The sequence below is a fragment of the Streptomyces sp. NPDC015171 genome (assembly GCF_043079545.1).
Lineage (GTDB): Bacteria > Actinomycetota > Actinomycetes > Streptomycetales > Streptomycetaceae > Streptomyces.
Window position 1 is genome coordinate 71,337 of sequence record NZ_JBIBUO010000022.1, and the last position, 24,861, is coordinate 96,197.

Genomic DNA, 24,861 nt, shown 5'->3' on the forward strand with positions numbered 1-24,861 from the left:
GGGTACTTGCGGGCAGACTCGCGACCAGTTCTGCAAGCGCGCCTGTCGTGAGTGGGACGGGCCGATTCCTCGGTGCCAGGCGGACGTGGGCCCCTCGGGGGCGGTGCACCATGTGCGGATCAGCGGGCGATCGAGATCGCGAAGGGCGCGAATCCGCTGGACCGAATCACGTGCGGTACGAACAGTATCGCTGCCTCCGTGGCGCGGGCGGTCTGGATCCCGCCGAGATCAGTGATCCACTCCTTGCGCCAGCCGAGGTCGATGAGCAGTTCACTGACGGTCTGCTTGGCCTGCGGGTCCTCGCCGGAGAGGAAGGCGTCGGGCGCCTGGGTGAGCGTGGCCGGCGCGGTCATCACCGGGAAGAGCATGGTGTTGAGCGTCTTGACGACACGCGTTTCGGGAAGCGCCTGTTGGAGTTGCTCGGCCAGGCTTGAGCCGGGGTAGATCAGGTCGGCGGGCAGTCCGTCCGGTCCGTCGACGGTGGCGTTGGAGACGTCTACGAGGATCTTGTCGCGCAGTTCCTCGCGCAGGGCGACGAGCCGGTCCAGCGAGCCGTCGCCCGGGGTGGCGTTGATGACGATCTGCGCTGTCCGGGCAGCGGTGGCGGCGGCGCCGGGGGCGCGGTCCGCCACGGTCACCTCATGCCCCGCCCGGGTGAGGGCTGTGGCCAGGTTGCCGCCGACGCGGCCGTTTCCGAGAACTGCGATCGTGGTCATGATGATGAACTGGTCCTTTCTGCGGGCTGGTTGTGGTGCGCGGTCAGCGCGAGAGCGTGGCGACGGCCTCGGCGTGGACGCCGGGCGCGGCGGCGAGGAAGCTCTCGCTCTGCGGGGTCCAGGGGCGGCCCTCGGCGTCGGAGATCCGTCCGCCGGCCTCGGTGACGAGCAGCGCCCCGGGCAGCAGGTCCGCGCGGGCGCCGGCGAACTGCCAGAAGGCGTCGATCCGGCCGACGGCCACGTTCACCAGGTGCAGGGTGGCGGGCACGGAGGTGCGGACGACGAGCGCGTCGAAGAGCATCGCGGTGATCGAGGAGCCGACGCGCCGCACGACTTTCTCGTCCTCGTCCGGCCGGGCCTGGCTGGTGGCCACGATGCTCAGGCCGAGGTCCCCGGTCCGGGAGACGTGGAGCGGCTGTCCGTCGAGGTGGGCGCCCGCGCCGGTGAGCGCGGTGTAGGTCTCACCGGTCAACGGCAGGTGGACTACGGTGAGCACCGGCTGGTTGTCCCGCACGAGGGTGGCGGTCACCGCCCAGTCCGGCAGGGCGTGCAGGTGGTTGACGTTGCCTTCGGCCGGATCCACGACCCACCATTCGCCGGCCGGCAGTGCCCCGCCGTCCAGTTCGTCCTCCACCCAGCCGGCGTCCGGGCGCAGGCTCGTGAGGCGGGGGCGCAGGATGTCGAGGGCCGTGTCGTCGTTGGCGGCGAGCGCGTGCATCAGCTCTTCGCGGCTCCGGTAGCGGACCACCTCGCCGAAGCGCTCGCGCAGTGCCGCACCTGCCGCGCGCACGGCTGTCGCGGTCTGGGCGAGCAGGACGGCGTCGGAGGCGGCGACGTCAGTGGTCTGAAGCGTTTCGGACATGGTGGAACTCCCGTATGAGGAGGGGTGATGAGGCCGAGGGGCCAGGCTGTGCGTTCCGTCTTGCCCTCTCGTCTCGAAGGTATAGAGCCCTTCGATTAACTTCAAATGCATGTAAAGCACGCCTAGGATTACTCACATGCAATTGGATTTGAATTTGCTCGCCGCGCTCGACGCGCTGCTGGAGGAGGGAAGCGTGGCCGGGGCGGCCGCGCGCCTGCACGTCACCGCCCCCGCGATGAGCCGGAGTCTGGGCCGCATCCGGCGCACGACCGGGGATGAGATCCTGGTGCGCACGGGCCGCACGATGACCCCGACGCCGTACGCGATCGCCGTCCGGCAACAGGTGCACGAGCTGCTGCACCAGGTCCAGGGGGTGCTGGCACCGAGCCGTGAACTCGATCTGGCAACGTTGGAGCGCACTTTCACACTCCGCTGGCACGATTCCCTGGTCGCGTTGAGCGGCCCTGCACTGCTCTCGGCCGTGCGCGGACAGGCGCCGGGTGTGCGATTGCGCTTCGTCGCGGAAGCGAGCGTCGACACACCCGAGTTGCGGCGTGGCGAGGTCGATCTGGAGGCGAACGCCAGTCGCCCGAGCGCACCGGACATCCGCGCCGAGAACGTGGGCGAGAGCCGCCTTGTCATCGTCGTGCGGAAGGGCCACCCCCTCACCCGCGTCAGGACCGTCACCGCGAAGCAGTACGCCGCCGCTGAGCACGTCACCGTCTCGCGGCGTGGAAACCTCAGCAACGCCCTCGACGACGCCCTCGCGCGGATCGGCCTCACCCGCCGCGTGGTGGCGACCGCGCCCACGGAAGCGGCCGCGCTGGAGTTCGCGCGCGACTCCGATCTCCTGATCAGCGCCCCGGAAGCCACGACGCGTTCAGCGGTCGCCGACCTCAGCCTGGTCGTGCTCCCCCTCCCGCTCGAACTTCCGTCGGCGCCGATCTACCTGTCGTGGCATCAGCGCTACGACACCGACCACGCCCACGCCTGGCTGCGCGGGCTGGCGCGAAACGCGCTGACCGTGGGCGGAGCGTCGTAGTCGACACCGTCCGGCCGCCTCACCGGTACGTCCACGCACCGACCCTCCGACCCTGCCGCCGCACGGCGTGATCTAGTCGAGCCGGCGCGTTCGGCAGGGCCCAGGAGGCGGGCGAGGAGGCCCGAGGGGCGCGCGGGGTGGAGGGCCACCGCGGAAGCGGTCGCGTGAGTCGCGCAGGCGACGGCCCACGGCCGCACCCGCTCATCCTCGTGGAGGCATGGCTCTCAAGAGGGCGGCATGCGACCCCTCATCCGGTTCGCCGTTGTGTGCGGATGAGGGCGCGGTGATGCGTCACGGGGGTTGGCCGCACAAGGTGCCGAGCGGGCGAACTCAGTGACCGGGAACGGGCTCGGACGATGGCTGCCACTCTCGCCTGAGCAGCCCGTAGACCCACGAGTCGGAGACCTCGCCGTTGACGACGCAGTCTTCCCGCAACGTCCCTTCAGGCACGAAGCCGAGCTTCTCCAGCACGCGAGCGGAAGCCACGTTGCGTGTATCGGTCTCTGCTTGGACGCGATTGAGGTCCAGCGTGTCGAATGCCCACCGCAGGAGAGCGCGCGCGGCCTCGGTCGCATACCCGTGGCCCCACGCCGCATCGCCGAAGCAGTAGCCGAGCGACGCGCTGCGGTAGTCCGGATTCCACCTGTTCAGGCTGCACCAGCCGATGAACGCCCCGTCAGAGACACGATCCACGGCCAGCCGCGCCCCGGTGCCCTCCTGTGCCATGTGCCGGCAAGCCGTGATGAACTTGTCGGCGCGAACGCGTTCGCTCCACGGGGGCGCGTCCCAATAGCGCAGCACGTGAGCGCTGCTGTGCAGGGCGAAGAGGTCGCTAGCGTCCGCGTCTTCGAAGGCACGCAGTCGAAGGCGAGCGGTGTGCAGGGAGGGGGTGGGCAGCGACGTCGACGTCCTCATGGTCCTTCCCCTGATCGGTGGGCGAACCATCAGACATCCGATGCGGGTCACGCGCAACGGGTTTTCCACGCGGCAGCAGTCGGGATCACCATCTGCGCCACACGGATGCGTCCCTGCACAGGTCGGGCTTCTTCTCATGGTCTTCCTCCGTCTGATGACCGGGTACCCATGGGGTCGTGCGGGCGTCGGCATCGTTCGGGTGGCTCAGGACAGTTCGTGCCGAGTGCCGTCGGCGACCGCGTGGAGCTTGTCGGGGTTGGCCACGTTGTGGATGGCCGAGATGCGGCCCTCCGGGTCGTAATCGAAGGTCATCGTGGCCACCACGCGGTCCGGGCCGCGGAAGACCACACCGGGGCCGCCGTTGATCCAGGTGAGTTCCGCCCGCATCTGCCCGGGCTCGATGCCCTGGTAGGTCACGGTGCCGAGTGCGGCGAACCAACGGGCCACGGTCTCCAGGCCGACGACCGGCTTGAGGGCCTGGCGGACCTTGCCGCCGCCGTCGGTCCACAGCGTCACGTCCGGTGAGAGCAGTTCCATGAGGGCGTTGATGTCTCCGCCCGTGGCCGCCGCCAGGAACCGCTCGGTGGCGCCGCGCTGGCGAGTACGGTCCGCGGTGAAACGGGGCCGGCGGGCCTGGACGTGCTCGCGGGCGCGGTGCGCGGCCTGCCGGACCGCCGGCTCTGAACGTTCTACCGCCTGAGCGATCTCCGCATAACTGAAGGCGAATGCCTCCTTCAACACGAAGACCGCGCGCTCCAGGGGGCTCAGCGTCTCCAGGACGACCAGCAGGGCCATGGAGACCGAGTCCGCCGTGGCGACGCCGTCGGCGGTGTCCGGTCCGGTGAGGATCGGCTCGGGGAGCCAGGGACCGACGTAGGTCTCGCGCTGGTGGCGGGTGGAGCGGAGCCGCTCCATCGCCAGGTTGGACACGATCCGGGCCAGGTAGGCCTTGGGGTCGGCGACCTGGGAGCGGTCGGCCGCCGACCACTTGAGCCAGGCGTCCTGCACCGCGTCCTCGGCGTCGGCGGCTGTGCCGAGGATGCGGTAGGCGACAGAGAACAGCAGGGTGCGGTATTGCTGGAAGGCGAGCTGGTCGGGGCCGGCATGCTGGGGCTGGGTCACTTGGCGCTCCTGATCCGGGTGTAGCGGCCGCCGTGCGGCCAGAAGGCGCCCGAGGCGGGCATCTTCTTCATGCGGGCGAAGGTCGGCCACGGGGCGGCGGTGACCGTCTCCTTGTACTTCGCGGCCCGCTTGCCGGTGAGCACGATCCGGCGCGGGCTGTCGTCGGGGTGGGTGAACTGCACGACGGCGTCGTGCCGGCCGAGGCTGACGGGCGTGTGGTAGTAGCCGAAGCGGAAGGGCTTGGGCTTCTTTCCGGCCAGTACCCGCAGGATCGAGAGGGCCGCGTGCACACCGGTGGGCATGCCGCCCTGGCAGGTTCCGTGCATCACGCCGTAGCCCTGCTGGATCGCCGCCGCGTCGCCCACGGCGTAGACGTCAGGGTGGGAGACCGAGCGCAGTGCGGTGTCGGTGACCACCCGGCCGCGGCCGTCGACGGCCAGTCCCGCCGCTGCGGCCAGCGGCGAGACACGGGTTCCGCTGGTCCACAGCACCGCGGCCGCCGGGATGCTGGAGCCGTCCGCGAGTTCGACGCTGTCCGGCAGCACCTTGACCACCTCGGCGCCGGTGCGCACCCGCACGCCGAGCCGGGCGAGCGCCGCGTCCAGGTATGCCTTGGCCTTCGGGTGCATGCTCGCGCCCGGCTCGCTCCGGCCCAGCAGCATCACCTGGAGTTCCGGGTACCGCTCCGCTATCTCCGCGGCGGCCTCGACGCCGGTCAGGCCGCTGCCGCCGACCACCACGGTCCCACCGCCGAGCCGGGTCAGCCGGTCGGCCAGGAGGGCTGCTTCCTCCGGGCTGTTGAGGGTGTAGGCGTGGTCGTCCACGCCGGGGACGGTGTCGGTGTCCGCGATGCTGCCGAGGCCGTAGACCAGAGTGTCGTAGCTCAGGACCCGGTCGTCGTTGATCCGGACGGTCTTCGCGTCGGCGTCCACGGCGGTGACCCAGCCGCGCACGAAGACGGCGCCGGTGCCGTCCAGCATCTGCGGGATGTTCATCTCGGCCGTCTCCTGGCCGGTGGCGGTCATGTGCAGTCGGAGCCGCTCGGTGAAGGTGTCATACGGGTTGATCAGCGTCACTCGCAGGTTCCCGCGCTTCCTGGTCCGGGCCGCGAGCTGGATCGCCGCGGAGAGCCCGGCGTAACCGGCGCCCAGGACAAGGACCTCGTGTTGCTGCGCTGCTGTCGCGTTCATCGCTCTGCTGCCTCTTTCGTGTAGTCGTTGCCGCCGTGCGGACGACCACCAGACGCAGGCTGCCCTCGCGTTCGTGACATGGAGCCGATGTGTCCCCTGTCACATCACGCGGAGAGAGGGGGCGCGCGCGTTGCCGATATCCCAAGTGCCGCGACGCAGTATTCAACCATGATCGAACTGGCTCCACTCCCGAACGGACGGAATACCAGGAAGCGCAGGTCAGCCGCAGGGTCTGGTACTTGTGCGCCGCCCGCGACGCAGGCCGCCGCTACGTCACCCCCGGCCCCCGCGCGTCGGCGTCGAGCACCGACAGCCCCGGTGCACTGTCGGCGGCCACGACTGCCCTTGAAGGACGGCTTCCTGAAAGTCGCCTCAGCGGGGCTCGCCGAACCAGTGGCCGAGCGCCGGCGCCGGATCACCGGTGCCCGCCCAGCACACGTAGCCGTCCGGCCGCACGATCATCGGTTCGGTGTCGCTGCCCTGGCCGACCCGGTCCACCCGGTCCGACCAGGGGCCGGCGACCTCGGCGAACGTGCCGGCCGGGTCCAGCAGGACGCCGCGCCCGGACCGCAGCAGTTCGTGTGTCCGGGCCGTTCCGAGGTCCAGGTCAGGTGCGGGGAGGCCCACCAGCGGATGGGTGTCGGTGCCCGGCATCGGGTAGCGGACGGCCATCCCGGACATCAGGTCGGCGAGGTGGTGCCGGACGTCTGGGATCCGGGCCATGTCCGTGAAGATCGCCCGGGCGGCCAGCACGTCCGGGTCGCGGGTGCCGGCCCAGTCCATCAGCAGGCTCTGTGCCCGTACGTTGCGCAGGACGGCGGCACCGGCCGGATGCCGTTCCGCGTGATACGTGTCGAGCAGGCCCTTCGGCGCCCATCCGTGCACGGCCGCGCCGAGCTTCCAGCCGAGGTTGAACGCGTCCTGCATCCCGGTGTTCATGCCCTGCGCGCCGAGCGGAAGGTGGACATGGGCGGCGTCACCCGCCAGGAACACCCGCCCGTGCCGGTACTGGGCGACCTGCCGCGACGCGTTGGTGATACGGCGGGCGTAGCGCAGTTCGAGCAGGTGAACCCGCGTTCCGAACACAACGCTCAGACCGCGGCGGACCTCGTCCTCGGTGACCGGGTCCTCCCTCGGCCGCGACTGCCCCGGCCCGCCGAGGACCAGTCGGCGCAGCGGCCTGCCCTGCGGATCGGTGCCGAGCGGGAACAGCGCCGCCCAGTGCCCGTCCTCGTTCCAGGTGTGCGACGCGGCGGGATCGACACCGCCCAGCCGCACGTCGGCGGCGACGATCGTCAGCGTGCCGGACTGACCGGGGAAAGCGGCCCGCACCAGCGACCGTACGGTGCTGTGGGCTCCGTCGGCGGCGACGAGGTAACGGGCGCGGAGGGCGGCGCCGTCGGCGAAGGTCGCGGTGACCCCGTCGTCGTCCTGGGCGAGGCCGACCAGTTCGTGGTCCCTGCGGGCGTGCAGGCCGTGCTCGGCGAGGTGCCGCTCGAAGAAGCCCTCGATCACCACCTGCGGCACGGCCCGCCATGGCAGCCGGTGCCCCTCGGGCTGGAGCGGGAGGGGGATGCCGGCGAAGTGGCCGGTGGTGGCGGGGTGGTCCCCGGTGGCCAGCAAGGGCTCCAGCAGCCCTCGTTGGTCCAGCGCCTCCAGTGTGCGGGACTGCACGCCGCCCGCCCTGGACAGGTCGCTGCGCTGCGGCAGCCGGTCGACCAGGACGGTCGGCACCCCCGCCAGCAGCAGCTCGTTGGCCAGTGTCATTCCGGTCGGGCCGGCGCCGACGATGAGGACATCGGTGTCCATGGACTCTCCTGTGGCTGTGTCGATCGGGACAGGAACCACACTGGGTCGGCCGAGCACGCCCGGGCCAGAAACCGGCTCCATCGCGTGGACATCCGACATCGCCTAGCCTCGGCCCGGTGGAATCCGACTACGACGAGCTGGATCGTCGGCTCGTGCACGCCCTGCAGATCGACGGCCGGGCCCCGTTCAGCGCCATCGCAGGAGTTCTCGGCGTGTCGGATCGCACCGTCGCCCGCCGGTACGCCCGGTTGCGGTCGGCCGGGGCCGTGCGGGTCCTGGGCGGGGTCGACCCGACCGCCCTGGGCGCCACTCTGTGGTTCCTGCGGGTCCGCTGCGCCCCGGCCGCCTCGATCCCGGTCGCCGAGGCGCTGGCCGGACGCCCCGACACGTCCTGGGTGAACCTCAGTTCCGGCGGCACCGAGATCACCTGCGTGGTCCGTACCGAGAGCGACGCGGACAGCGAGACACTGCTGCTGGCCAAACTCCCCCGCACTCCGCGTGTGGAGGGCGTGACCGCGCACTCCGTGCTGCACGCCTTCTACGGCGGCCCGGACAACCTGGTCGGCAAACTCGGGTCGCTGGACTCGGAGGCGGTCGAGCGGCTGCGCCCGCCTCCGATGCCGTATCGACCGGGGCCGGTGCGGCTCGACGACGGTGACCGGCGGCTCCTCGCCCTGCTCGCCACCGACGGCCGGGCCGGGTTCGAGCAGTTGGCCGCGGCGACCGGGTGGTCGCCGACGACGGTCCGGCGCCGGATGACCGAGCTGCGCGAACACGGCCTGCTCTATCTCGACATCGACGTCGACTGGCGGATGTTCGGCGTGAACACCCGCACCCTACTCTGGCTCTCGGTCGCCCCCGCCCACCTGGAGGAGGCCGGCCAAGCGCTGGCCGGGCACCCGGAGATCGCTTTCGCCGCCGCCACCACCGGCCCGACCAACCTGTACGCGAGCGTCGTGTGCGCGAACCAGCGGGAGTTGTACCAGTACCTGACCACCCGGATCGCCGCGCTCCCCGCCGTCACACACGTCGAAACGGCACCGGTGATCAGGACAGTCAAGAAGGCAGCTGCCCGGCTTTAGTCGGCAACGGTTCTTGCCATGACGGGTGGCCGGCTTCGTTGTTGTGGCCATGGGTGGGGACCTGACTGACGTCAGGTTGCGGGGAGACAACGGCTGGACACCCGCCTCACCGACCGCCGCCCCGCACACGTCGAGCACATCCAGCACCGGTCGGCATGGCGCCGACGGCGACGACAGCAGGCACGCATCAGTCACTGCGAACGGCGCGGCCATACCCCGCGACTCCGGACCTCCGGCCCGATGCCATCGACACCACCGGACAGGCCGTCACACTGATGCGGGCCCTCCTGTACGGCGGCCACGCCTGGCACTGGGGAAGCGACCGCTACCAGCGGGGCGCCGACATCACCGCCGACCTCCACTCACTCGAAGACACCATCAACCCCGGCCTCCCGCAACCCCCGTCGCACGCGGCACGACCGCAGTCCCAGTGAACCCGTGCGTCATGAGCCGCGGCCCCGGCACGCGCGCCGCGCCGGGTGCGCCGCGTGCGCCGCATCGGCCTCCCGGCCGCGGTGCGATCCGGGCTCCTGCGTGCGGTGCGCCTGCCGGTCGTCCTCGCGCACCGGGTGCACTGCGACGGCATCGTCCTGTGCGGCGCAGCGCTCCGCGCGAGCGCGGGAGACGGCGCCGCCTGCTGGTGCGCGACGGCGTCGTACGTCCGGCACAGCGCGGCGACGGTGCGAACTGCTGCTCTGCGAGCTGCGGGCCGGGAGATCCGGGACGACGTCCACTACGCGTTCGTCACCCTCGGCCCGCGCCGTCATCTGCTGGCGACGACTGCGCACCGCACTTGTCGAGAGGAGGGGCTGGCGATCGCCCCAGGGGTGGCCCGCTCGGTGCGTCAGAAGGCAAGCGCCGTCGTGGCAGTCCGGGCCGCGCAGCCTCACATCCGGGATCTCAGCACGTCGACCTCACAGCCCGGCGCGAACGGGTCGAAGCCGTGCTCGATCAGCCAGCGAACCGCCAGCAGGCTTCGCAGCGACGACCACGCGTGGATCACGTCGAGGTCGACGTCGGTGCCATAGCCGGCGATGACGTCGTCGAGGTGCTCCTCGTGTCCGAGCGTGAAGGTGGCGAGGTCGTACAGGGCATCACCCTGGCCCGCCTCGGACCAGTCGATGATGCCCGTGACCTCGTCGCCGTCGACGAAGACGTGCGCGATCTGCAGGTCGCCGTGCGTGAACGCCGGAGTCCACGGCCGGAGCGCGGCCTCGGCGACCTGGCGGTTGCGGGTGACCAGGTCAGCGGGCAGGACACCGTTCGTCACGAGCAACTCGCACTCGTCGTCGAGTTCCGCCGCCAGCGCGACGATGCTCCGGCCGGCCCGGCCCGGCCGGGACGGCAGGGGCGCTTCGTGCAGCTTTCGGATGGCGGCGCCCGCCGCGGCCCACGCCGCCGGCGACCCGGTCGACGGCCCGCCGAGGCGCCCCAGCGTCGTCCCCGGGAGTGCGGCGATCGCGAGCACGGGCGGCTTGCGCCACAAGACCTCCGGGGTCGGGACCGGCGCGAGGGACATGGCCTCGACCTCGACGTCGATGCGCGCCTGATCGGAGTCCACCTTCAAGAACACATCACCGACGCGCAGAGTCGCGCGCTCGGAATGGGCGACGACGACTTTGACCTCATCCATGGGCGACCAGTATCCCGGGGACGATCGCCGACGTCGCCAGGTTTATCGCGCGGTGACGGGCTCCGGCAGCCGGCGACCACCGCGCCGTCCAGGACCAGGGCCGCCACCGAACACGAACGCCCGCGTCCCGGAGACAGCCGACCAGCCCAATATCCGCCCCTCCCCTGACATCACCTGCTACCTGGCCTCGTCCCCAGGACGGGTAGCCCGCGACAGGTCTCGGGCCCCATGCGCACCCGGAGGGCCCTCGACTGGAACACGCCCGGCGCATGGCCGAGCGGTGTGCCTTCACCGGTGTGCCTTCCTGTTGTGCTGTCAGGACGCGCCTTCCGGTTCCGTCGGGCGTGCGGCGCGGCCACGCACGACTCTGTCGGCCGCCATCTTCTGCAGCAGTCCATAGGCGATGACCGGTAGCAGCAGGTGGGGCTTGTCCGGCAAGGTCGTTGTGATCACGACCGCGCCGGCGCTGCTGTTGTTCATGCCGCAGGACAGGGTGAGCGACGAGGCTGCGGAGGGGGTGAGCCGCAGGAGACGGGCGAACCAGCGGCCGACGGTGAACGACACCAGGCAGACCAGCGCCGCGACCGTCAGCGCGGCGCCGAGGAGAAGGGGGCGCGGGCGGGTGAGGAACGAGCCGAGGGCGCCGCTCGCGTTGACGTAGGTCAGGACCACGGAGCCGGCCATAGCCGCGGGCTCCACGAAGCGCCATGCCTGCCCCAGCCATGACAGGGGCAGCACCAGTCGGCACAGAACGCCGGCCGCACAGGGCAGTACCACGTCCAGGAGGCCGAAAGCGCCTCCGCCTGCGTTCCCGGCCCCCATGAGGGCCTGCGCGTAGTCGTCGCTGAGAAGCGGAGCCAGCGCGGTGATGACCACAGGGGTGGTGAGCGGACTGAGGAGGGTGGAGGCGAGTACGAGCCCCACCATCGTCGGCTGGTCGCCTTGGCCCTTGCTGGTCCATACGGTCGCTCCGGCGGCCACGGGCATCGACACGATGAGGATCATCGCGGTGACCAGGCCGCTGCCGCCGTCCGTGTCGGGGGTCTGGCGCAGCAGGAACGCGACGGCCGGGATGACCAGCAGGGGAATCGCCACGTGCAGGAGGAGCCCGGCCAGCAGAGCCTCGGGGCGTCGCAACAGGCTGCCCAGCGCGCGGAGCGGTACCTGGAGTCCGGCTGCGAGGAGAACCAGCGCGAGCAGGAGCGGGGCGGCGGCCAGGGGCACATGGGCCGACTCGTCACATGGCAGGGCGTGGGGTCGGCGCAGCCAGAGTCCAGGCTCCGGCAGCAGTACGGCCGCCGTGTAGGAGAGGGCGGCGGCCCGGCCGAGTCGACGGCGCAGCCAGTTCGCTGGGCGAGCACTGGGAAGGTGGTCGGCGGCTCGGGTGTGCACAGCGGCTGTCTTCCGTCACAGGGGCAGGGGCGGCGGGACGGAAGGCCGCTATGCACAGGTGGGGCGCGCGCATGTTCATGACTTCCATGCTGACGGTCCGCGGCCGGTCAGGGTGTGCGGTGCCACGCGGCAGTCAGGATGCGTTCAGGTGCCCGGTGCCACGGTGGGGCCTCATGACGTACGAGACATCTGAGAACTCCGCCATAGCGGGGGGGAGCGGCCCTGCGGCGCCGTCCCGCCGGTCGCGCTGGAACAAGGTGCCCGAGGTCACCGTCTTCTTCTGGGTCATCAAGGTGCTGTGCACGACGGTGGGTGAGACCGCTGCCGACCTGCTGAACGAGAAGGCGGGGCTGGGCCTGACCGGCGTGTCGCTCCTGATGAGCGGCCTGCTTGCCGTGGTGCTGGTCGTGCAGTTCCGGACGAGCGCCTACCGGGCGGGCGTGTACTGGCTGGCCGTGGCCCTGATCAGTGTCGTCGGCACGCTGATCAGCGACAATCTCACCGACAACATGGGCGTGCCGCTGGAGACCAGTACCACGGTGTTCGCCATCGCACTCGCCGTCGTGTTCGGTGTCTGGTACTGGCGTGAGCGGACGTTGTCCATCCATCACATCGACACCACCAGCCGCGAGTCCTTCTACTGGCTTGCCGTCCTGTTCACCTTCGCCCTGGGCACGGCGGCCGGCGACCTGGTGTCGGAGCGCATGGATCTCGGCTACTGGCTGTCCGCTGTGCTGTTCGCCCTCGCCATCGCGGCGGTCGCCGTCCCGCGCTTCGCGCTGGGGCTGAACGCGGTATGGAGTTTCTGGATCGCGTACATCCTGACGCGCCCGCTCGGTGCGTCGATCGGTGACTATCTCTCCCAGCCGTCGGTCGACGGCGGCCTGGGGCTGGGCACCGTCGTGACCAGTGTGCTGTTCGTGGCGGTGATCCTCGGGCTGGTGGTGTACCTGTCCGTGACCCGCGAGGACGTCGCCGAGCCGGTTCAGGGCGCCCGCCAGACGGCCTGAAGCGTCTGTCCGGCAGGCGTTCAGGATACTTTCAGGCCCGCTGTGTCAAGGTCGATGATGCCGGCCGCCTGCTGCGGCCCCCCTCATCTCCACAGGGCGTCCGTGCGCGTTGCGCGACGGGCGCCCTGTCGTTCGACCGGACAGGAGCCGTTGACATGGAGAAGCATGAGGTCCTCGCCGACGTCGACAGGGCGAGCACGTCGAGTACGACCCAGTCGGTGATGAAGAAACTACCCGAAGTCACGCTGATCTTCTGGATCATGAAGATCGCCGCGACGACTCTGGGCGAGACGGCGGGCGACCTCTTCGCGCAGACCCTGAAGCTCGGATACTTCCTCACCACGATCGCCCTCTTCGCGGTCTTCGTGGTGACGTTGGTGGTCCAGCTGCGGTCGAGCCACTACAACCCGTTCTTCTACTGGACCGTGATCCTGTCGACCAGCATGGCCGGCACCACGATGTCCGACTTCATGAACCGCGACGCCAGCAGCAAGTACCTGTCTGGCGGCGCCAAGGCCCTCGGCTGGGGTCCGCAGGGCCTCGGCCTGGGCTATCCGGCCGGAGCGGCGATCCTGATCTCGATCCTGCTGTCGATCTTCCTCGTCTGGAAGCTGAGCGGGATGACCTTCCAGATCCGTGACATCGTCAGTTTCCGGGCCGAGGCTCTGTTCTGGGCCGCGATCCTGGTGTCCAACACCCTCGGCACCTCGATGGGGGACTTCCTGTCCGACAGCTCCGGCCTCGGGTATGCCGGGGGCGCGCTGCTGGTGACCGGAGTGCTCACCGTGCTCGCGGTGCTGATGAAGGTGCCCGCCGTACCGAACGTGCTGCTGTTCTGGATCGCCTTCGTCCTCACTCGTCCGCTCGGCGCGACCGCGGGAGACTTCCTCACCAAACCCGTCGCCAAGGGCGGTCTGGACCTCGGGACCGCGGGCTCGTCCGCTGTGCTTCTCGCCGTCCTGTTCGGCCTGATGGCATACGCCCACGTACGGGAGCGCAGGGCGTCCGCGGCGCGGACCGCGGGGCGGGAACGGGTCAGCCGGCGGGCAGACTGACCATGAACCTGGCTCCGGGCGCGTACTCGGGGTCGTAGGACACCTCGCCTCCGACGGCGCGGGCCAGGCGGCGTGCGAGCGGCAGCCCCAGGCCCGCGCCGTCATGCCCGTCGCCTGCGTCGGCACGCCGCCCGGGTTGGAACAACTCGCCGACGAACGACTCCGGCACCCCGGGCCCGTCGTCGTCGACGCGGATGTGTACGGTGCCCTGCGTGCGCCACGCGGACAGGGCGATGCTGGAGCGGGCGTAGCGGACGGCGTTGGCGAGCAACGGGCTGACGATCCGTTCGAGGAGAGCCGGCGCGACCGCGGCGCACAGCACCGGAGCGGCGCTCTCCGCGGTGGCCTTGACGTGCTCCGGTGCATCGAGGCGTTGGAGCAGGCCGTCGAGGACGGGCCCGATGTCGGTGGCGCCGGGGGCCGTCATGGGCTTGAGCGCACTCTCACGGGTGTCGTCGAGGAGCGTGTCGCAGATCGTCCGCATCGACTGCGCGGCCTCCGCTATCACCTCATGGGCGGCGTGGACCTCCTCGGCGGAACGGTGTCGGGAGCGCAGCCAGTCGAGCTCGATGACGATCCGGGTGAGCGGCGTCCGCAGCTCGTGCGAGAGCTCCCCGGTCAGCTGCCGCTCGTGGCGCAGCACAGTCCGTATGCGGTCCAGAAGCGCGTCCAGGGAGGTGCCCAGACGGGCGAGTTCGACGGGGTGGCCTTCGGTGTCGAAGCGGTCGTCGGAGCCCACGGCGCTCCACTGGGTGGCCTGGTCGGTCATCGTCCGCACCGGGCGCAGGGCCCGGCCGACGGACAGGCGGGTGAGCGCGTAGGTGCACACGAGCATCACGCCGTCCAGGATCAGCGATCCGAGGAGCAGCGTGTCGGCGGAGCTCCGGTAGGGGCTGAGGTCCAGGGCGGTGACGACGGTGGCGCGCTGACCGCCGGGGACGGCCAGTGAGCACAGGCGCACGGGTTCGGGCCCCTTGGTGGTCGAGCAGCCTTGCCCGCCCTGCCTGCTCTGCGCGCCCTGGCCGCCCTGCCCGCCCTGGGCGGCCTGCGCGGCCAGTCGGCCGGCGGCCCGGGCCGGCGGACTGCCGGCGGCGGTGGAAGGCGGTTTCTCCAGCAGCCGTCCGTCCGCGTAGATCCATACGTTCGTGTCGAGGAGGTGGTCGGCGGCCGTCTCAAGGACTCGCACGCGCGCGCCACTGGTGTCGATGGTGGTGGCGACGGCGGCTGCCCGGTTGCGGAGTTCGTCGTCCGCCTGACGCTGCAGATGCCGGTCCACGGCGACGTTGAACACCACGGTCAGGATCGTCATCAGAAGAGCGGCAGTGGTCAGAGCCACCAGGGAGAGCCGCCCGCGCAGCGTGCGCGGAACCAGGTGACGTGGGAGACCCCTCATGACAGGCGGTGCCCGACACCGCGCGCCGTACCGATCGTGAGGCTGCTGCCCGCCTCGCGGAGCTTGCGGCGCAGCCGGGTCAGGTACTGGTCCAGGGTGTTCTCACTGACCTGGGCGCCTTCGGGCCAGCCGGCCCGGGCAAGGTCGCCGCGGCGCACGATGGTGCCGTCGGCGGCTGCGAGGGTGGCGAGCAGCCGGAACTCCGTCGGGGAAAGGGCGACCCGGACGCCGTGCGCGGTGACGCTGTGGTCCACCGCGTCGAGGACCAGGTCACCGGCCGAGGCCGGGACGGGTGCGGCCGTCCTTCTGAGTACCGCTCGCAGCCGGGCGGTGAGTTCGGCGAGGTGGAACGGCTTGGGCAGGTAGTCGTCGCCGCCGGCGGAGAACCCGGACAGCCGGTCCGTGATCCGGTGCCGGGCGGTCAGGAAGATCACGGGGGCCTGGAAGCCGTTCGCCCGCATGGCCTGGCACACATCCCGTCCGTCCGCGTCGGGCAGTCCTACGTCGAGGACCGCCGCCGACACGTCGTCGGCGGCCAGGCGCAGGCCCGTCGCGCCGTCGGCCGCGAGGACGGGGGCGAAGCCCTCGTCGGACAGACCGCGGCGCAGCACATCCCGCAGTGCGTGATCGTCCTCAATGACCAGGATCTTGGGGCGCATGGTCCTTCCCGGGTGCCAGGGCGGGCGCCGTGCCCGCGATGAACGGTCCGGGCAGCCATCGGGCCGCCGCCCACAGGCACACTCCCAGCCAGCCGACGGCGAACAGCCACCCGCCGACGACATCGGTGAACCAATGCACCCCGAGGTAGATCCGGGTCAGCCCGACGAGCGCACCCCAGCATCCGATGACCAGCCGCAGCCCTGTCGCCCCGCGCGGAGCCCGCAAGGTCACGGCGACCATCAGCAGCCCGGCGGTGAGGGCGGCCGTGGTGGCGTGCCCGGAGGGAAACGCCCAGCCGGAAGCGTGCGTGGCCCAGTCCGTCAGTGGCGGCCGGGCGCGCCGGACCAGTTCCATCACACCGTGGCGCAGGGTCTGGCCCGCCGCGAGGCAGCTTGCGAAGACGGCTGCGGCCAGCAGCCGGTGCCGGGCCGACCGTCCCGCCACAAGGCCGGCCAGGACGGCGAGCACGTAGGGGATCGCCCCGGTCCCCGTGGCCGTCACGCCGCGCGCCAGGGTCACGACCGTGTGGGGGCGGTGCCCCACCGACCACGCGAGGAAGCTGTGGTCCGGCCAGAATGCGTCACCGGCACCGGTGACGACGGCCGCGGTCAGTAGTCCGAACGCCCCCCAGGCACTGAGGCCGACGGTGCCGGCCACGTCGGCGACGTCACGGCGGTTCATGCGGCCAGCAGCAGGGCGCCAAGGCGGACGGCCGCGAGCCGTCGCGCCATGGTTCCCGATCGGGGGCGCAGGACGAGCATCGCGGTCAGCGCCACCAGCCCGCCGACAACCGCCCCGGCCAGGACGTCGTGCGGGTAGTGTGCGCCCACCCACACCCTGGAGGCACCCATCGCCAGCGCGGCCACGACCGCTACGGCACCCAGCCGACGCGAGACGAACGTCAGGGCCACGGCGGCGGCGGCCGCGAGTGCCGTGTGATTGCTGGGGAACGACCAGTCACCGGGCGCCGGACACGCCTCCAGCGTCAGCGCGTGCAGGCTCTGACACGGCCGGTCCTCGCGCACGATCAGTTTCACCCCCATGTCCACGCCGTACGCCACGATCACGACGACCGGCACCGCCAGCGCCGTCACCGCGTCCGCCGCCCCCGTCCGGCGGGCCTGCCACCAGCCGACGACCATGAGGACGGCGAACACCGCGAGTCCGAACGTCGACCAGACCGACACCGTGTCGTCCAGCCAGCCTGGCGCGTGCTCCGCCCGGCGCACCACGTCGGCGTAGACGGACCCGTCGATGGAGGAACCGTCGAAGGCCATGATCACTGCTGCGTCCCCTTCGCCTTGGCGACTCGCCGGCCGCGCAGAACCTCGGCCAGGACGGGGATCAGGGAGACGACGACGATGAGGGCGACCAGCGGCAGGAGATAGCGGTCGACGTTCGGGATCGAGGAGCCCAGCGCGTACCCCGCGAGCGTGACACCGACACTCCAGACGAGGCCGCCGGCCATCTGCCACAGGGTGAAGGTCCGTACGGGTACTTCCAGCACTCCCGCCAGCGGGTTGAGGACCGTGCGCACCACCGGGATGAACCGGGCCAGCACGATCGCCTTCGCGTACCCGTAGCGCTCCAGCAGTTCCTCCGCCCGCTTCGCGCCCTCGTGCAGCCGCTGCGAGCGGCTGCGGGCGAGCAGCGCACCGCCGGCCCGCCGTCCGATCAGGTAACCGCACTGCGCCCCGGCCAGCGCACCGACGGCCGCGGCGGTGAGCAAGGGCACGAGCGACAGGTGCACCGCTCTGTCCGCCGTGTTCGTGCACAGCAGGCCCGCCGTGAACAGCAGGGAATCGCCCGGCAGGAAGAACCCGACGAGCAGGCCCGTCTCGGCGAACAGCACCACGCCGACGCCCAGCACGCCGAAGGCGGTCAGCAACGACTGGGCGTCGAGGACGTTCACGGCGAGTTGCGAAGCCAGGTGCATCGGTGCGGTCATTCGGTCGGAACCCTTCCCTGCGGACGACCTGAAGCGAGTGGAGGCAGAGCCACCACGGACTACACACAAGTAGACCGTCTACTGAACTGTAGACGATGGACGCCCCGCGTGCGTTCCCGGCCGCGCGGCATTCACCAGCGGCGGTCCTTCGTCCCGGAGCGCTGGGCCGACGAGGAGACCGCGCGCGGGTCGGCGACCGCCCCGTCGTCGCCCGTGCGATCGGACGAGCGCCACTCGCGACCGCACCGCCCTCCCCGGCGCGCGCTGGCGGCGAAGGCCGGGCAGTGCCCCGGCGGGTGCGGGCCCCGCAGGCCCCCGCCTCGGGCGCGCGCCGGAACCGCCCGCCGGGCTCGCCCGGCAGCCGGGCGCGGCGGTCTCGCGTGAAACCCTGATGGCGCAGGTCCGGGACGAGAACTGGTTCGGCCCCACGAAGACGCTCGGCGTCACCATGGCCGGCCTCCGCCGCCGCCTCGTGATGGCGGCCGACGCGTGCGGCCGACCGCACCGGCTGCCGCGCATCGTCACCTTGCGGAGGCACGGCTACCGGCTGGAACCATGACGGCCGGGCCCCGTGCGCCGCGGCGCCGCGGTGCCGGACGCGTCCCGACGGGTGACGGCCAGGTAGCCGACGAAGCAGACGATGGCGACGGTCCAGGCGAGGGTGACCGGCGCCAGTCCCAGTCCGAGACCGCCCCGGCCGTGCCCGAGCGCCATCCAGTCGGCGAGCGAGGCGCCGAGGGGGCGGGTGATGACGTAGGCGGTCCAGAAGGCGGTGACGGCGTTCAGCGCGCCGAACCGGTGTGCCGTCGCGGGCACGCAGATCGCCGCGGCGAAGAGGACGACGGAGCCCGCGTAACCGAAGCCGGTGGTGGCGGTCAGGTCGCCCGCGGCCGTACCCAGGGCGAAGGTGGCAAGGACGGCGGCCCAGTAGAACGCCTCGCGGCGCCGGGTGTGAATGCCGTGGATGGACAGGGTCCGCTCGCTGGCGTACCAGAGGGCGAAGACCCCTCCCAGCGCGACGAGGAAGAGTGGCGTGGACGTCGTGTACGCGACGCCGAGGCCCACGTGCAGGACATCGGCGGCCATCGTGCCGAACACACTGACCATGACGACGGCCGTCCAGTACACCCACGCGATGTAGCGGCGGACGGCGAACTGCACGGCCAGGGAAGCGACCAGGACGAGTCCGCCGGACGCGACCGCCGGCACCGGGCCGAGCAGACGGGCCAGGAGGTCCGAGGCAGTCTCGCCCATCCCGGTGGTCAGCACCTTGATGATCCAGAAGTAGACGGTCACTTCCGGCACCTTGTTCGCCATGGTGCGGAGGGGAGCAAGGGGGCGGTCATCGAAGAGGTGCTCTGTTGTCATGGAGCGCACCATGACACGGGGAACTCCCCTTTCCATAGACGCCTTTGCCATTGCTTTGGCGCTTCCGGTGCACGAGTTTCAATTTTGCGCGGTGAGCCTGAAAGCAACCTGAACACATTGGCAAATGACCTGGTCAGACCGGCAGGGCAGCTGATATCCGTAGTTTTTCACCGAGCTCGGACGACACTCAGCTCGCTCTACGCGGCAGGAACGCGCCCCCGCGCAGTACCGCGGCATTACCCGTGAAACCCGGTTCGGACGCCGGGACCACGGAACGGGGGCGATTCGGAGCCTGGACTTCGTCGTGAAGCCCGGCACGACCGGCTCCTCGACCCCAAACGATGCCGGCAAATCCACCACCATGCACCTGATCATCGGGCTCCACGCCCCGACGCGCGGCACCGTGACCGTCAACGGCCGCCGCTGTGCCCACCACCGGGCACCGCTCCAGGATGTCGGGGCGCTGCTGGAACCGGGTGCGACGGCCCCGTGGAACTTAGGAGGCAGGGTTCCACTGCTGGTTCCGCGGGGCCGCCGCTTTGCACGCGTACCCTGCCGTGCGTCCGATACGCCCGATCTCTTCCAGCCACGACAGATGCCACCCCCTGACACGCGTGGGGCCCGGCCGTGTCCGGCCGGGCCCCACTTGTTCACGCAGCGTGTCGCCGTGCTCAGGCGCTGCCGCCTACCAGCGGTACCAGCGGCCCCTTCGGCCACCGCTGTCCGCGGACCGGACAACGAAGCCCAGCAGCCACACGACGAGCACGATCACCGCGATCCACCACAGTGCCTTCAGCGCGAAGCCCGCGCCGAAGAGGATCAGAGCCAGCAGAAGAACCAGAAGCAGGGGAACCATTGTTATCAACCTCCTGACCACCGCATGCCCTTACTTCACCCCTACAAGCACACAAACAGTGAGTTTCTTTCACTGGATGAAGGGCATGCGCAGTGAACGTTTCCCCCTCACGCGCATCTCACGCACTACAGCGCCTGGCGCCACAGCAGACCGGGAGGTCGAGCACCGAGTAAGTCGCTTGCCGCAGTCCGAGGATGGCGACACATGCTCGGCGACGACTTGGAGCGGGGGTGGCGGGAGCGACGTCGCCGCCGCTCGACCATGTCGGACGCCGGCGCGTGCCTGGCACGCGGAGCGGAGTAGCGCCAACCGTGGTCCACCCGAAGGCTGTTGACCGCCACGACGCTCCGCCCGGGGACGGACCGGTTACCGCGGCCAGGCCCCCTGCGGCGGATCGGCGGTCCCGGCACTGGCCCATGGCTGTCCGTCCGCCCCCCTCCATCTCGACCGTCTTCTCCCGCCCCATTGTGTTGAGCCTTGTGCCCCTTTACTGTTCGGCTTTGCCTGAGTCTGTTCGACTCTGATTGCTTGGGCGGTAAGGAGGCCGCAGTGCGGGGTAGTTGGATCGGTTCGGAGAGTGCGAGACACGGTCGGCTTCGGTGGTGGAGGGCGGTCCTCGCGTCGGCCGCGACCATCGCCCTGGCCGTGGGGATGACCGCGCCCGCCGCGGCACGGGAGGCCGGCGGGCGGGTATCCGCCGCGCCCGCCGTCGGCGCGCGGGCGCACACGGTGAGTCTGGACGGGTACTCGTTCCTCGTCGACGGCAAGCGCACCTACCTGTGGTCCGGCGAGTTCCACTACTTCCGGCTCCCGAGCCAGGACCTGTGGCGCGACATCTTCCAGAAGATGAAGGCCGCCGGCTTCAACTCCACCTCGCTGTACTTCGACTGGGGTTACCACTCGCCGAAACCCGGCGTGTACGACTTCAGTGGCGTGCGCGACGTCGACAAGCTCCTCGACATGGCCGAGGAGGCCGGGCTCTACGTGATCGCGCGCCCGGCGCCGTACATCAACGCGGAGGTCGACAGCGGCGGCCTGCCCGGCTGGCTGACCACCAAGGCCGGGAACAACCGCAGCGACGACCCGCGGTTCTTGAAGTACGCGGACGAGTGGCTGACCCGGATCGACCGGATCATCGCCCGCCACCAGCTGACCAACGGCACCGGGTCGGTCATCGCCTACCAGGTCGAGAACGAGTACTACAACGGCTCCGACGCCGGCCGCTCCTACATGAAGCACCTGGAGGACACGGCCCGCGCCGACGGCATCACCGTGCCACTGACCGGCAACAACAACGGCACCTTCAACTCCGGCACCGGCGCCCTGGACGTCGACGGCCCGGACTCCTACCCGCAGGGCTTCAACTGCTCCAACCCCGCGAAGTGGAACGGCGTCCCCGACATCAGCTACGACCACCCGGCCGGCAAGCCGCTGTACTCGCCGGAGTTCCAGGGCGGCGCGTTCGACCCCTGGGGCGGACCTGGCTACGACAAGTGCGCCCAGCTGATCAACGACCAGTTCGCCAACGTGTTCTACAAACAGAACATAGCCGTCGGCGCCACCGCGCAGAGCTTCTACATGACCTACGGCGGCACCAACTGGGGCTGGCTGGGTATGCCGGAGAACTACACGTCCTACGACTACGGGGCCGCGATCCGCGAGAACCGCCAGCTCGATCCGAAGTACGACGAGGACAAGCTGATCGGGTACTTCACGCAGTCGGTCGCCCCGCTGACCAAGACCGAGGCGATCAGGGCCACGCCGCCGGACGACTCCGCGGTCGTGGACACCGCCCGGATGAACCCCGACTCCAAGACGCAGTTCCACGTCCTGCGACACGGCAACTCCACGTCCACGGCCGTCGACAGGACCCACATCTCGCTGGACTTCAACACCCAGCCGTCCACGGACACCACCTACACCTGGGACGACCCCGACTCCGCGCTGAAGTACACCGGTTCGTGGTCGCACGTGGCCGACCAGAGCTACACCGACGGCGACTACAAGCACACCGAGTCGTTCTCCAACAAGGCCGGCGACTCGCTCACCGTACCCTTCGACGGCACCGCCATCCGCTGGATCGGCTCGAAGACCGACAACCACGGCAACGCCGACGTCTACCTCGACGGCACCAAGGTGGCCACGGTCGACGACTCCGGCAGCGAGAACCAGGCAGTCGTCTTCCAGAAGACCGGCCTGACATCCGGGGCGCACACCCTGAAGATCGTCGTCGACGGGACTCACAGCTCGGGCTCGTCGGACAACTACGTGTCCGTCGACGCCATAGACGTGCCGACGGCCGCCACCGCGACGCCGACCTACCCGGTCGTGCCGCAGCAGCCGGGCACCGCGATCACGCTCGACGGACGCGACTCGCACGTGATCGTGGCGAACTACCGCCTCGGAGAATCACAGTTGCGGTACTCCACGTCGGAGATCATGACGAGCGCGACCATCGGCAACCGGGACGCCGCCGTGCTCTACGGCGACCCGGGCAGCGACGGCGAAACCGTCCTGCGCTATTCCTCCAAACCCACCGTGACCACCGACGACGGTGCAGCCAAGACCACTTGGGACCTCGCCACCGGTGACCTGCGGCTGAACTACACCCACAAGGGCCTGACCCGCATCAGCATCAGCGGCGGCGGTCAGCGCCCGCTGCTGCTCCTCGTCGGCGACAAGGCCACGGCAAAGACGTTCTGGCGTCAGGACACGGCGAGTGGCCCGGTCCTCGTGCGCGGTACCCACCTACTGCGGACGGCGACCAGCCTGGACGGCGGCCGCACCCTGGCGCTCACCGGCGACAACGCCGACGACAAGAACATCGAGGTGTTCACGTCCGCCGCCCGCGTCACCTGGAACGGCAGCACGCTGGACACCCAGGGCACCGGCACAGCAAGCCGCACGGGGAAGATCCCGGTGGCTGCCCCCGTACATCTGCCGGCGCTGACCAACTGGAAGCACGCCGAGGAATCCCCCGAAGCGGCCGCCGACTTCAACGACTCCAGCTGGCGGGTGGCCGACAGGACGACCACCAACAGCGTCTCCGGCAGCGACTCACCACCGGTGCTCTACGCGGACGACTACGGCTTCCACACCGGCAACACGTGGTACCGCGGACGCTTCCGCGCCGGCGGCAAGGAGACCGGCATCCACCTGGTCTCTGACTCCGGTGGAAATGCGCAGGCGTTCTCCGCCTGGCTCAACGGCGCCTTCCTCGGCAGCTCCACCACCGGAAGTGCCGACTTCGCCTTCCCGGCCGGCTCGGTGAACTCCAAGGGCGACAACGTCATTTCCGTACTCACCGTGAACATGGGGCACGAGGAGGACTACAACGCGACCAACGGCAACAAGACCGCGCGGGGCCTGACCGGCGCCTCTCTCGTCGGGGCCCCGCTGACCTCCGTCACCTGGCGGCTTCAGGGCGTACGGGGCGGCGAGGACCTCATGGACACGGTGCGCGGCCCGCTCTCGACGGGCGGCCTGTACGGCGAGCGGGCCGGCTGGTCCCTGCCGGGCTACCCGGACGGCAACTGGAAGCGGGTCTCCCTGCCGACGACCGATACCCGCCCCGGAGCGTCCTGGTACCGCACCGACGCCGACCTGGACCTCCCGCACGGCCAGGACACCTCGCTCGGGCTGACGTTCACCGACGACCCGTCACGCAAATACCGTGCCACGATCTTCGTGAACGGCTGGCAGGTCGGCAACTACGTCAACTACCTCGGCCCGCAGCACACCTTCCCCGTACCCAACGGAATCCTGAACCCGAACGGCCACAACAGCATCGCCATCGCCGTGTGGAACCTGGACGGCGGCACCGGCGGCCTCGGCAGGGTCTCGCTCACCAACTACGGCAGCTACGCCTCATCCCTGCGCGTCGCGCAGAACGACAGCCCCCGCTACGACGCCGGGACGTACGCGATGCCGAAACGCCCGGGCGCGGATGTCACCCTGGACGTCCCGGACACCGCCCAGTCAGGACAGTCCTTCACGGCCCGGACCACGGTTCGGATAGCGAAGGACCAGCGCGCCGCCTCCCAGCTGACGGCCTCCCTGTCCGCACCCGACGGCTGGAGTGTCGGCGCCCCGAGCCCCACATCGGTCAAGCGCCTGCAACCAGGCCAATCAGCCACCTTCACGTGGACGGTCGAACCCCCCGCCGGGAAGCTCCCGTCCGCCTCGGCACTCACCACCACGCTGCACTACCGGCAGGACGGAAGGCAGGCTGCCGCCGGTGACGAGCGCATCGTCGGCGGGATCCCGCCGGCACCGCCGGCGGGCAAGAACGCCGTGAGCGGCCTGCCGTTCCTGTCGTCCACCAACGGCTGGGGGCCGGTGGAGCGCGACAGCAGCGTCGGCGAGCAGGCGGCCGGCGACGGCCGGGCGATCAGTATCGCCGGCACCGCCTACACCAAGGGCCTGGGCACCAACTCGCCCAGCGACGTGCGGCTCTACCTGGCCGGAAACTGCTCCCGGTTGACGGCAACCGTCGGCGTGGACGACGAGACAGGCGGTGCGGGAACGGTGACGTTCTCCGTGGTCGCCGACGGCAAGACCTTGGTGACCACGCCGACGATCCGCGGCAAACAGGCCGCGGTGCCGATCGACGTCGACGTGAGCGGCGCCCAAGTGGTCGACCTCAAGGTCGGTGACGCCGGCGACGGCAACGGCAACGACCACGGGGACTGGGGGACTCCGACGCTGACCTGCGGCTAGAGCGTGTTTTAGAAATCGCTGCCCTGTTTGGTTGGCCGTCGGGGGAAGTCGCGGGCGGCCAACCAGATGGTGAGGTCGCGGGCGATGTC

General features: G+C 70.4%; 22 protein-coding genes and 1 pseudogene. 8 read left to right on the top strand and 15 right to left on the bottom strand.

Features of this window, described 5'->3' with window-relative positions:
- Window positions 1–119 precede the first annotated feature (119 nt).
- Both ACF073_RS36700 and ACF073_RS36705 read right to left on the bottom strand, forming a co-directional pair.
- A complete protein-coding gene (locus ACF073_RS36700) occupies window positions 120–716 on the bottom strand; it encodes an NADPH-dependent F420 reductase (protein ID WP_392075833.1) in 597 nt (198 codons plus the stop codon).
- A 43-nt stretch (window positions 717–759) separates the two neighbouring features.
- Window positions 760–1,578 (bottom strand): inositol monophosphatase family protein, encoded by an 819-nt coding sequence (locus ACF073_RS36705; protein ID WP_392075834.1) that lies wholly within the window; start codon window positions 1,576–1,578, stop codon window positions 760–762.
- Window positions 1,579–1,714: 136 nt separating this feature from the next.
- Here ACF073_RS36705 and ACF073_RS36710 point away from each other — a divergent pair, with 136 nt between their 5' ends.
- Window positions 1,715–2,620, top strand: a complete 906-nt coding sequence (locus ACF073_RS36710) for a LysR family transcriptional regulator (protein WP_392075835.1) — start codon at window positions 1,715–1,717, stop codon at window positions 2,618–2,620.
- Between the two features lie 330 nt (window positions 2,621–2,950).
- Here ACF073_RS36710 and ACF073_RS36715 read toward each other — a convergent pair whose 3' ends face one another.
- The 4 genes from ACF073_RS36715 to ACF073_RS36730 all read right to left on the bottom strand — a co-directional run bounded on the left by ACF073_RS36715 (window position 2,951) and on the right by ACF073_RS36730 (window position 7,656).
- Window positions 2,951–3,535: a GNAT family N-acetyltransferase gene (locus ACF073_RS36715; protein ID WP_392075836.1), complete on the bottom strand. Its 585-nt coding sequence runs from the start codon at window positions 3,533–3,535 to the stop codon at window positions 2,951–2,953.
- Between the two features lie 204 nt (window positions 3,536–3,739).
- A complete protein-coding gene (locus tag ACF073_RS36720) occupies window positions 3,740–4,657 on the bottom strand; it encodes an RNA polymerase sigma-70 factor (protein ID WP_392075837.1) in 918 nt (305 codons plus the stop codon).
- A complete protein-coding gene (locus ACF073_RS36725) occupies window positions 4,654–5,847 on the bottom strand; it encodes an NAD(P)/FAD-dependent oxidoreductase (protein ID WP_392075838.1) in 1,194 nt (397 codons plus the stop codon). The genes ACF073_RS36720 and ACF073_RS36725 overlap by 4 nt, the downstream gene beginning before the upstream one ends.
- Before the next feature lie 372 nt (window positions 5,848–6,219).
- Window positions 6,220–7,656, bottom strand: a complete 1,437-nt coding sequence (locus ACF073_RS36730; RefSeq protein ID WP_392075839.1) for an FAD-dependent monooxygenase — start codon at window positions 7,654–7,656, stop codon at window positions 6,220–6,222.
- Between the two features lie 116 nt (window positions 7,657–7,772).
- On the opposite strand from ACF073_RS36730, the gene ACF073_RS36735 reads away from it, so the two are divergent.
- Together ACF073_RS36735 and ACF073_RS36740 are read left to right on the top strand one after the other, a co-directional pair.
- Window positions 7,773–8,738 (top strand): Lrp/AsnC family transcriptional regulator, encoded by a 966-nt coding sequence (locus ACF073_RS36735; RefSeq protein WP_392075840.1) that lies wholly within the window; start codon window positions 7,773–7,775, stop codon window positions 8,736–8,738.
- Window positions 8,739–9,013: 275 nt separating this feature from the next.
- Window positions 9,014–9,172 carry a hypothetical protein gene (locus ACF073_RS36740; RefSeq protein WP_392075841.1) on the top strand — a complete coding sequence of 53 codons (159 nt, stop codon included), beginning with the start codon at window positions 9,014–9,016 and terminating at the stop codon, window positions 9,170–9,172.
- Between the two features lie 452 nt (window positions 9,173–9,624).
- On the opposite strand, the gene ACF073_RS36745 is transcribed toward ACF073_RS36740, so the two are convergent.
- Both ACF073_RS36745 and ACF073_RS36750 read right to left on the bottom strand, forming a co-directional pair.
- Window positions 9,625–10,371, bottom strand: coding sequence for a phosphotransferase family protein (locus tag ACF073_RS36745; protein ID WP_392075842.1), 747 nt, complete (start codon window positions 10,369–10,371; stop codon window positions 9,625–9,627).
- Window positions 10,372–10,686: 315 nt separating this feature from the next.
- A complete protein-coding gene (locus ACF073_RS36750; RefSeq protein ID WP_392075843.1) occupies window positions 10,687–11,763 on the bottom strand; it encodes a sodium-dependent transporter in 1,077 nt (358 codons plus the stop codon).
- 173 nt (window positions 11,764–11,936) lie between these two features.
- On the opposite strand from ACF073_RS36750, the gene ACF073_RS36755 reads away from it, so the two are divergent.
- Window positions 11,937–12,773, top strand: coding sequence for a hypothetical protein (locus ACF073_RS36755; RefSeq protein WP_392075844.1), 837 nt, complete (start codon window positions 11,937–11,939; stop codon window positions 12,771–12,773).
- Window positions 12,774–12,928: 155 nt separating this feature from the next.
- On the top strand, window positions 12,929–13,828 hold the full coding sequence (locus ACF073_RS36760) for a hypothetical protein (RefSeq protein ID WP_392075845.1): 900 nt from the start codon (window positions 12,929–12,931) through the stop codon (window positions 13,826–13,828).
- Here the strand turns inward: ACF073_RS36760 and ACF073_RS36765 are convergent.
- From ACF073_RS36765 to ACF073_RS36785, 5 genes are read right to left on the bottom strand one after another with little or no spacing between them, the layout of a single operon-like run.
- Window positions 13,809–15,221, bottom strand: coding sequence for a sensor histidine kinase (locus ACF073_RS36765; RefSeq protein WP_392075846.1), 1,413 nt, complete (start codon window positions 15,219–15,221; stop codon window positions 13,809–13,811). The genes ACF073_RS36760 and ACF073_RS36765 overlap by 20 nt on opposite strands.
- Window positions 15,218–15,880 (bottom strand): response regulator transcription factor, encoded by a 663-nt coding sequence (locus tag ACF073_RS36770; RefSeq protein ID WP_392075847.1) that lies wholly within the window; start codon window positions 15,878–15,880, stop codon window positions 15,218–15,220. Before ACF073_RS36770 ends, ACF073_RS36765 begins: the two co-directional genes overlap by 4 nt.
- The gene (locus tag ACF073_RS36775; protein ID WP_392075848.1) at window positions 15,855–16,562 is read right to left on the bottom strand and encodes a phosphatase PAP2 family protein; all 708 of its coding nucleotides are present in this window, start codon (window positions 16,560–16,562) and stop codon (window positions 15,855–15,857) included. The genes ACF073_RS36770 and ACF073_RS36775 overlap by 26 nt, the downstream gene beginning before the upstream one ends.
- Window positions 16,559–17,164: a phosphatase PAP2 family protein gene (locus ACF073_RS36780; RefSeq protein WP_392075849.1), complete on the bottom strand. Its 606-nt coding sequence runs from the start codon at window positions 17,162–17,164 to the stop codon at window positions 16,559–16,561. The genes ACF073_RS36775 and ACF073_RS36780 overlap by 4 nt, the downstream gene beginning before the upstream one ends.
- A complete protein-coding gene (locus ACF073_RS36785) occupies window positions 17,161–17,829 on the bottom strand; it encodes a DedA family protein (RefSeq protein ID WP_392075850.1) in 669 nt (222 codons plus the stop codon). The genes ACF073_RS36780 and ACF073_RS36785 overlap by 4 nt, the downstream gene beginning before the upstream one ends.
- A gap of 391 nt (window positions 17,830–18,220) precedes the next feature.
- Here ACF073_RS36785 and ACF073_RS36790 point away from each other — a divergent pair, with 391 nt between their 5' ends.
- Complete coding sequence (locus ACF073_RS36790; RefSeq protein ID WP_392075851.1) at window positions 18,221–18,388, top strand: helix-turn-helix domain-containing protein; 168 nt, start codon at window positions 18,221–18,223, stop codon at window positions 18,386–18,388.
- On the opposite strand, the gene ACF073_RS36795 is transcribed toward ACF073_RS36790, so the two are convergent.
- A complete protein-coding gene (locus ACF073_RS36795) occupies window positions 18,370–19,197 on the bottom strand; it encodes a hypothetical protein (protein WP_392075852.1) in 828 nt (275 codons plus the stop codon). The genes ACF073_RS36790 and ACF073_RS36795 overlap by 19 nt on opposite strands.
- A gap of 235 nt (window positions 19,198–19,432) precedes the next feature.
- On the opposite strand from ACF073_RS36795, the pseudogene ACF073_RS36800 reads away from it, so the two are divergent.
- Window positions 19,433–19,687, top strand: a pseudogene (locus ACF073_RS36800) (ABC transporter ATP-binding protein); the annotation flags it as partial.
- 195 nt (window positions 19,688–19,882) lie between these two features.
- Here ACF073_RS36800 and ACF073_RS36805 read toward each other — a convergent pair.
- Window positions 19,883–20,053, bottom strand: a complete 171-nt coding sequence (locus tag ACF073_RS36805; RefSeq protein WP_086727732.1) for a DUF5670 family protein — start codon at window positions 20,051–20,053, stop codon at window positions 19,883–19,885.
- Window positions 20,054–20,704: 651 nt separating this feature from the next.
- Here ACF073_RS36805 and ACF073_RS36810 point away from each other — a divergent pair.
- Complete coding sequence (locus ACF073_RS36810) at window positions 20,705–24,772, top strand: beta-galactosidase (protein WP_392075854.1); 4,068 nt, start codon at window positions 20,705–20,707, stop codon at window positions 24,770–24,772.
- Window positions 24,773–24,861 lie beyond the last annotated feature (89 nt).

Excerpts from the sequence above, each read along its gene's own strand:
- ACF073_RS36740 (WP_392075841.1), top strand. The coding sequence starts at position 9,014 with ATGCGGGCCCTCCTGTACGGCGGCCACGCCTGGCACTGGGGAAGCGAC.
- ACF073_RS36765 (WP_392075846.1), bottom strand. The coding sequence starts at position 15,221 with ATGAGGGGTCTCCCACGTCACCTGGTTCCGCGCACGCTGCGCGGGCGG.
- ACF073_RS36785 (WP_392075850.1), bottom strand. The coding sequence starts at position 17,829 with ATGACCGCACCGATGCACCTGGCTTCGCAACTCGCCGTGAACGTCCTC.
- ACF073_RS36760 (WP_392075845.1), top strand. The coding sequence starts at position 12,929 with ATGGAGAAGCATGAGGTCCTCGCCGACGTCGACAGGGCGAGCACGTCG.
- ACF073_RS36745 (WP_392075842.1), bottom strand. The coding sequence starts at position 10,371 with ATGGATGAGGTCAAAGTCGTCGTCGCCCATTCCGAGCGCGCGACTCTG.
- ACF073_RS36755 (WP_392075844.1), top strand. The coding sequence starts at position 11,937 with ATGACGTACGAGACATCTGAGAACTCCGCCATAGCGGGGGGGAGCGGC.
- ACF073_RS36810 (WP_392075854.1), top strand. The coding sequence starts at position 20,705 with ATGACCGCGCCCGCCGCGGCACGGGAGGCCGGCGGGCGGGTATCCGCC.
- ACF073_RS36775 (WP_392075848.1), bottom strand. The coding sequence starts at position 16,562 with ATGAACCGCCGTGACGTCGCCGACGTGGCCGGCACCGTCGGCCTCAGT.
- ACF073_RS36725 (WP_392075838.1), bottom strand. The coding sequence starts at position 5,847 with ATGAACGCGACAGCAGCGCAGCAACACGAGGTCCTTGTCCTGGGCGCC.
- ACF073_RS36700 (WP_392075833.1), bottom strand. The coding sequence starts at position 716 with ATGACCACGATCGCAGTTCTCGGAAACGGCCGCGTCGGCGGCAACCTG.
- ACF073_RS36795 (WP_392075852.1), bottom strand. The coding sequence starts at position 19,197 with ATGACAACAGAGCACCTCTTCGATGACCGCCCCCTTGCTCCCCTCCGC.
- ACF073_RS36790 (WP_392075851.1), top strand. The coding sequence starts at position 18,221 with ATGGCGCAGGTCCGGGACGAGAACTGGTTCGGCCCCACGAAGACGCTC.
- ACF073_RS36805 (WP_086727732.1), bottom strand. The coding sequence starts at position 20,053 with ATGGTTCCCCTGCTTCTGGTTCTTCTGCTGGCTCTGATCCTCTTCGGC.
- ACF073_RS36705 (WP_392075834.1), bottom strand. The coding sequence starts at position 1,578 with ATGTCCGAAACGCTTCAGACCACTGACGTCGCCGCCTCCGACGCCGTC.
- ACF073_RS36710 (WP_392075835.1), top strand. The coding sequence starts at position 1,715 with ATGCAATTGGATTTGAATTTGCTCGCCGCGCTCGACGCGCTGCTGGAG.
- ACF073_RS36730 (WP_392075839.1), bottom strand. The coding sequence starts at position 7,656 with ATGGACACCGATGTCCTCATCGTCGGCGCCGGCCCGACCGGAATGACA.
- ACF073_RS36715 (WP_392075836.1), bottom strand. The coding sequence starts at position 3,535 with ATGAGGACGTCGACGTCGCTGCCCACCCCCTCCCTGCACACCGCTCGC.
- ACF073_RS36770 (WP_392075847.1), bottom strand. The coding sequence starts at position 15,880 with ATGCGCCCCAAGATCCTGGTCATTGAGGACGATCACGCACTGCGGGAT.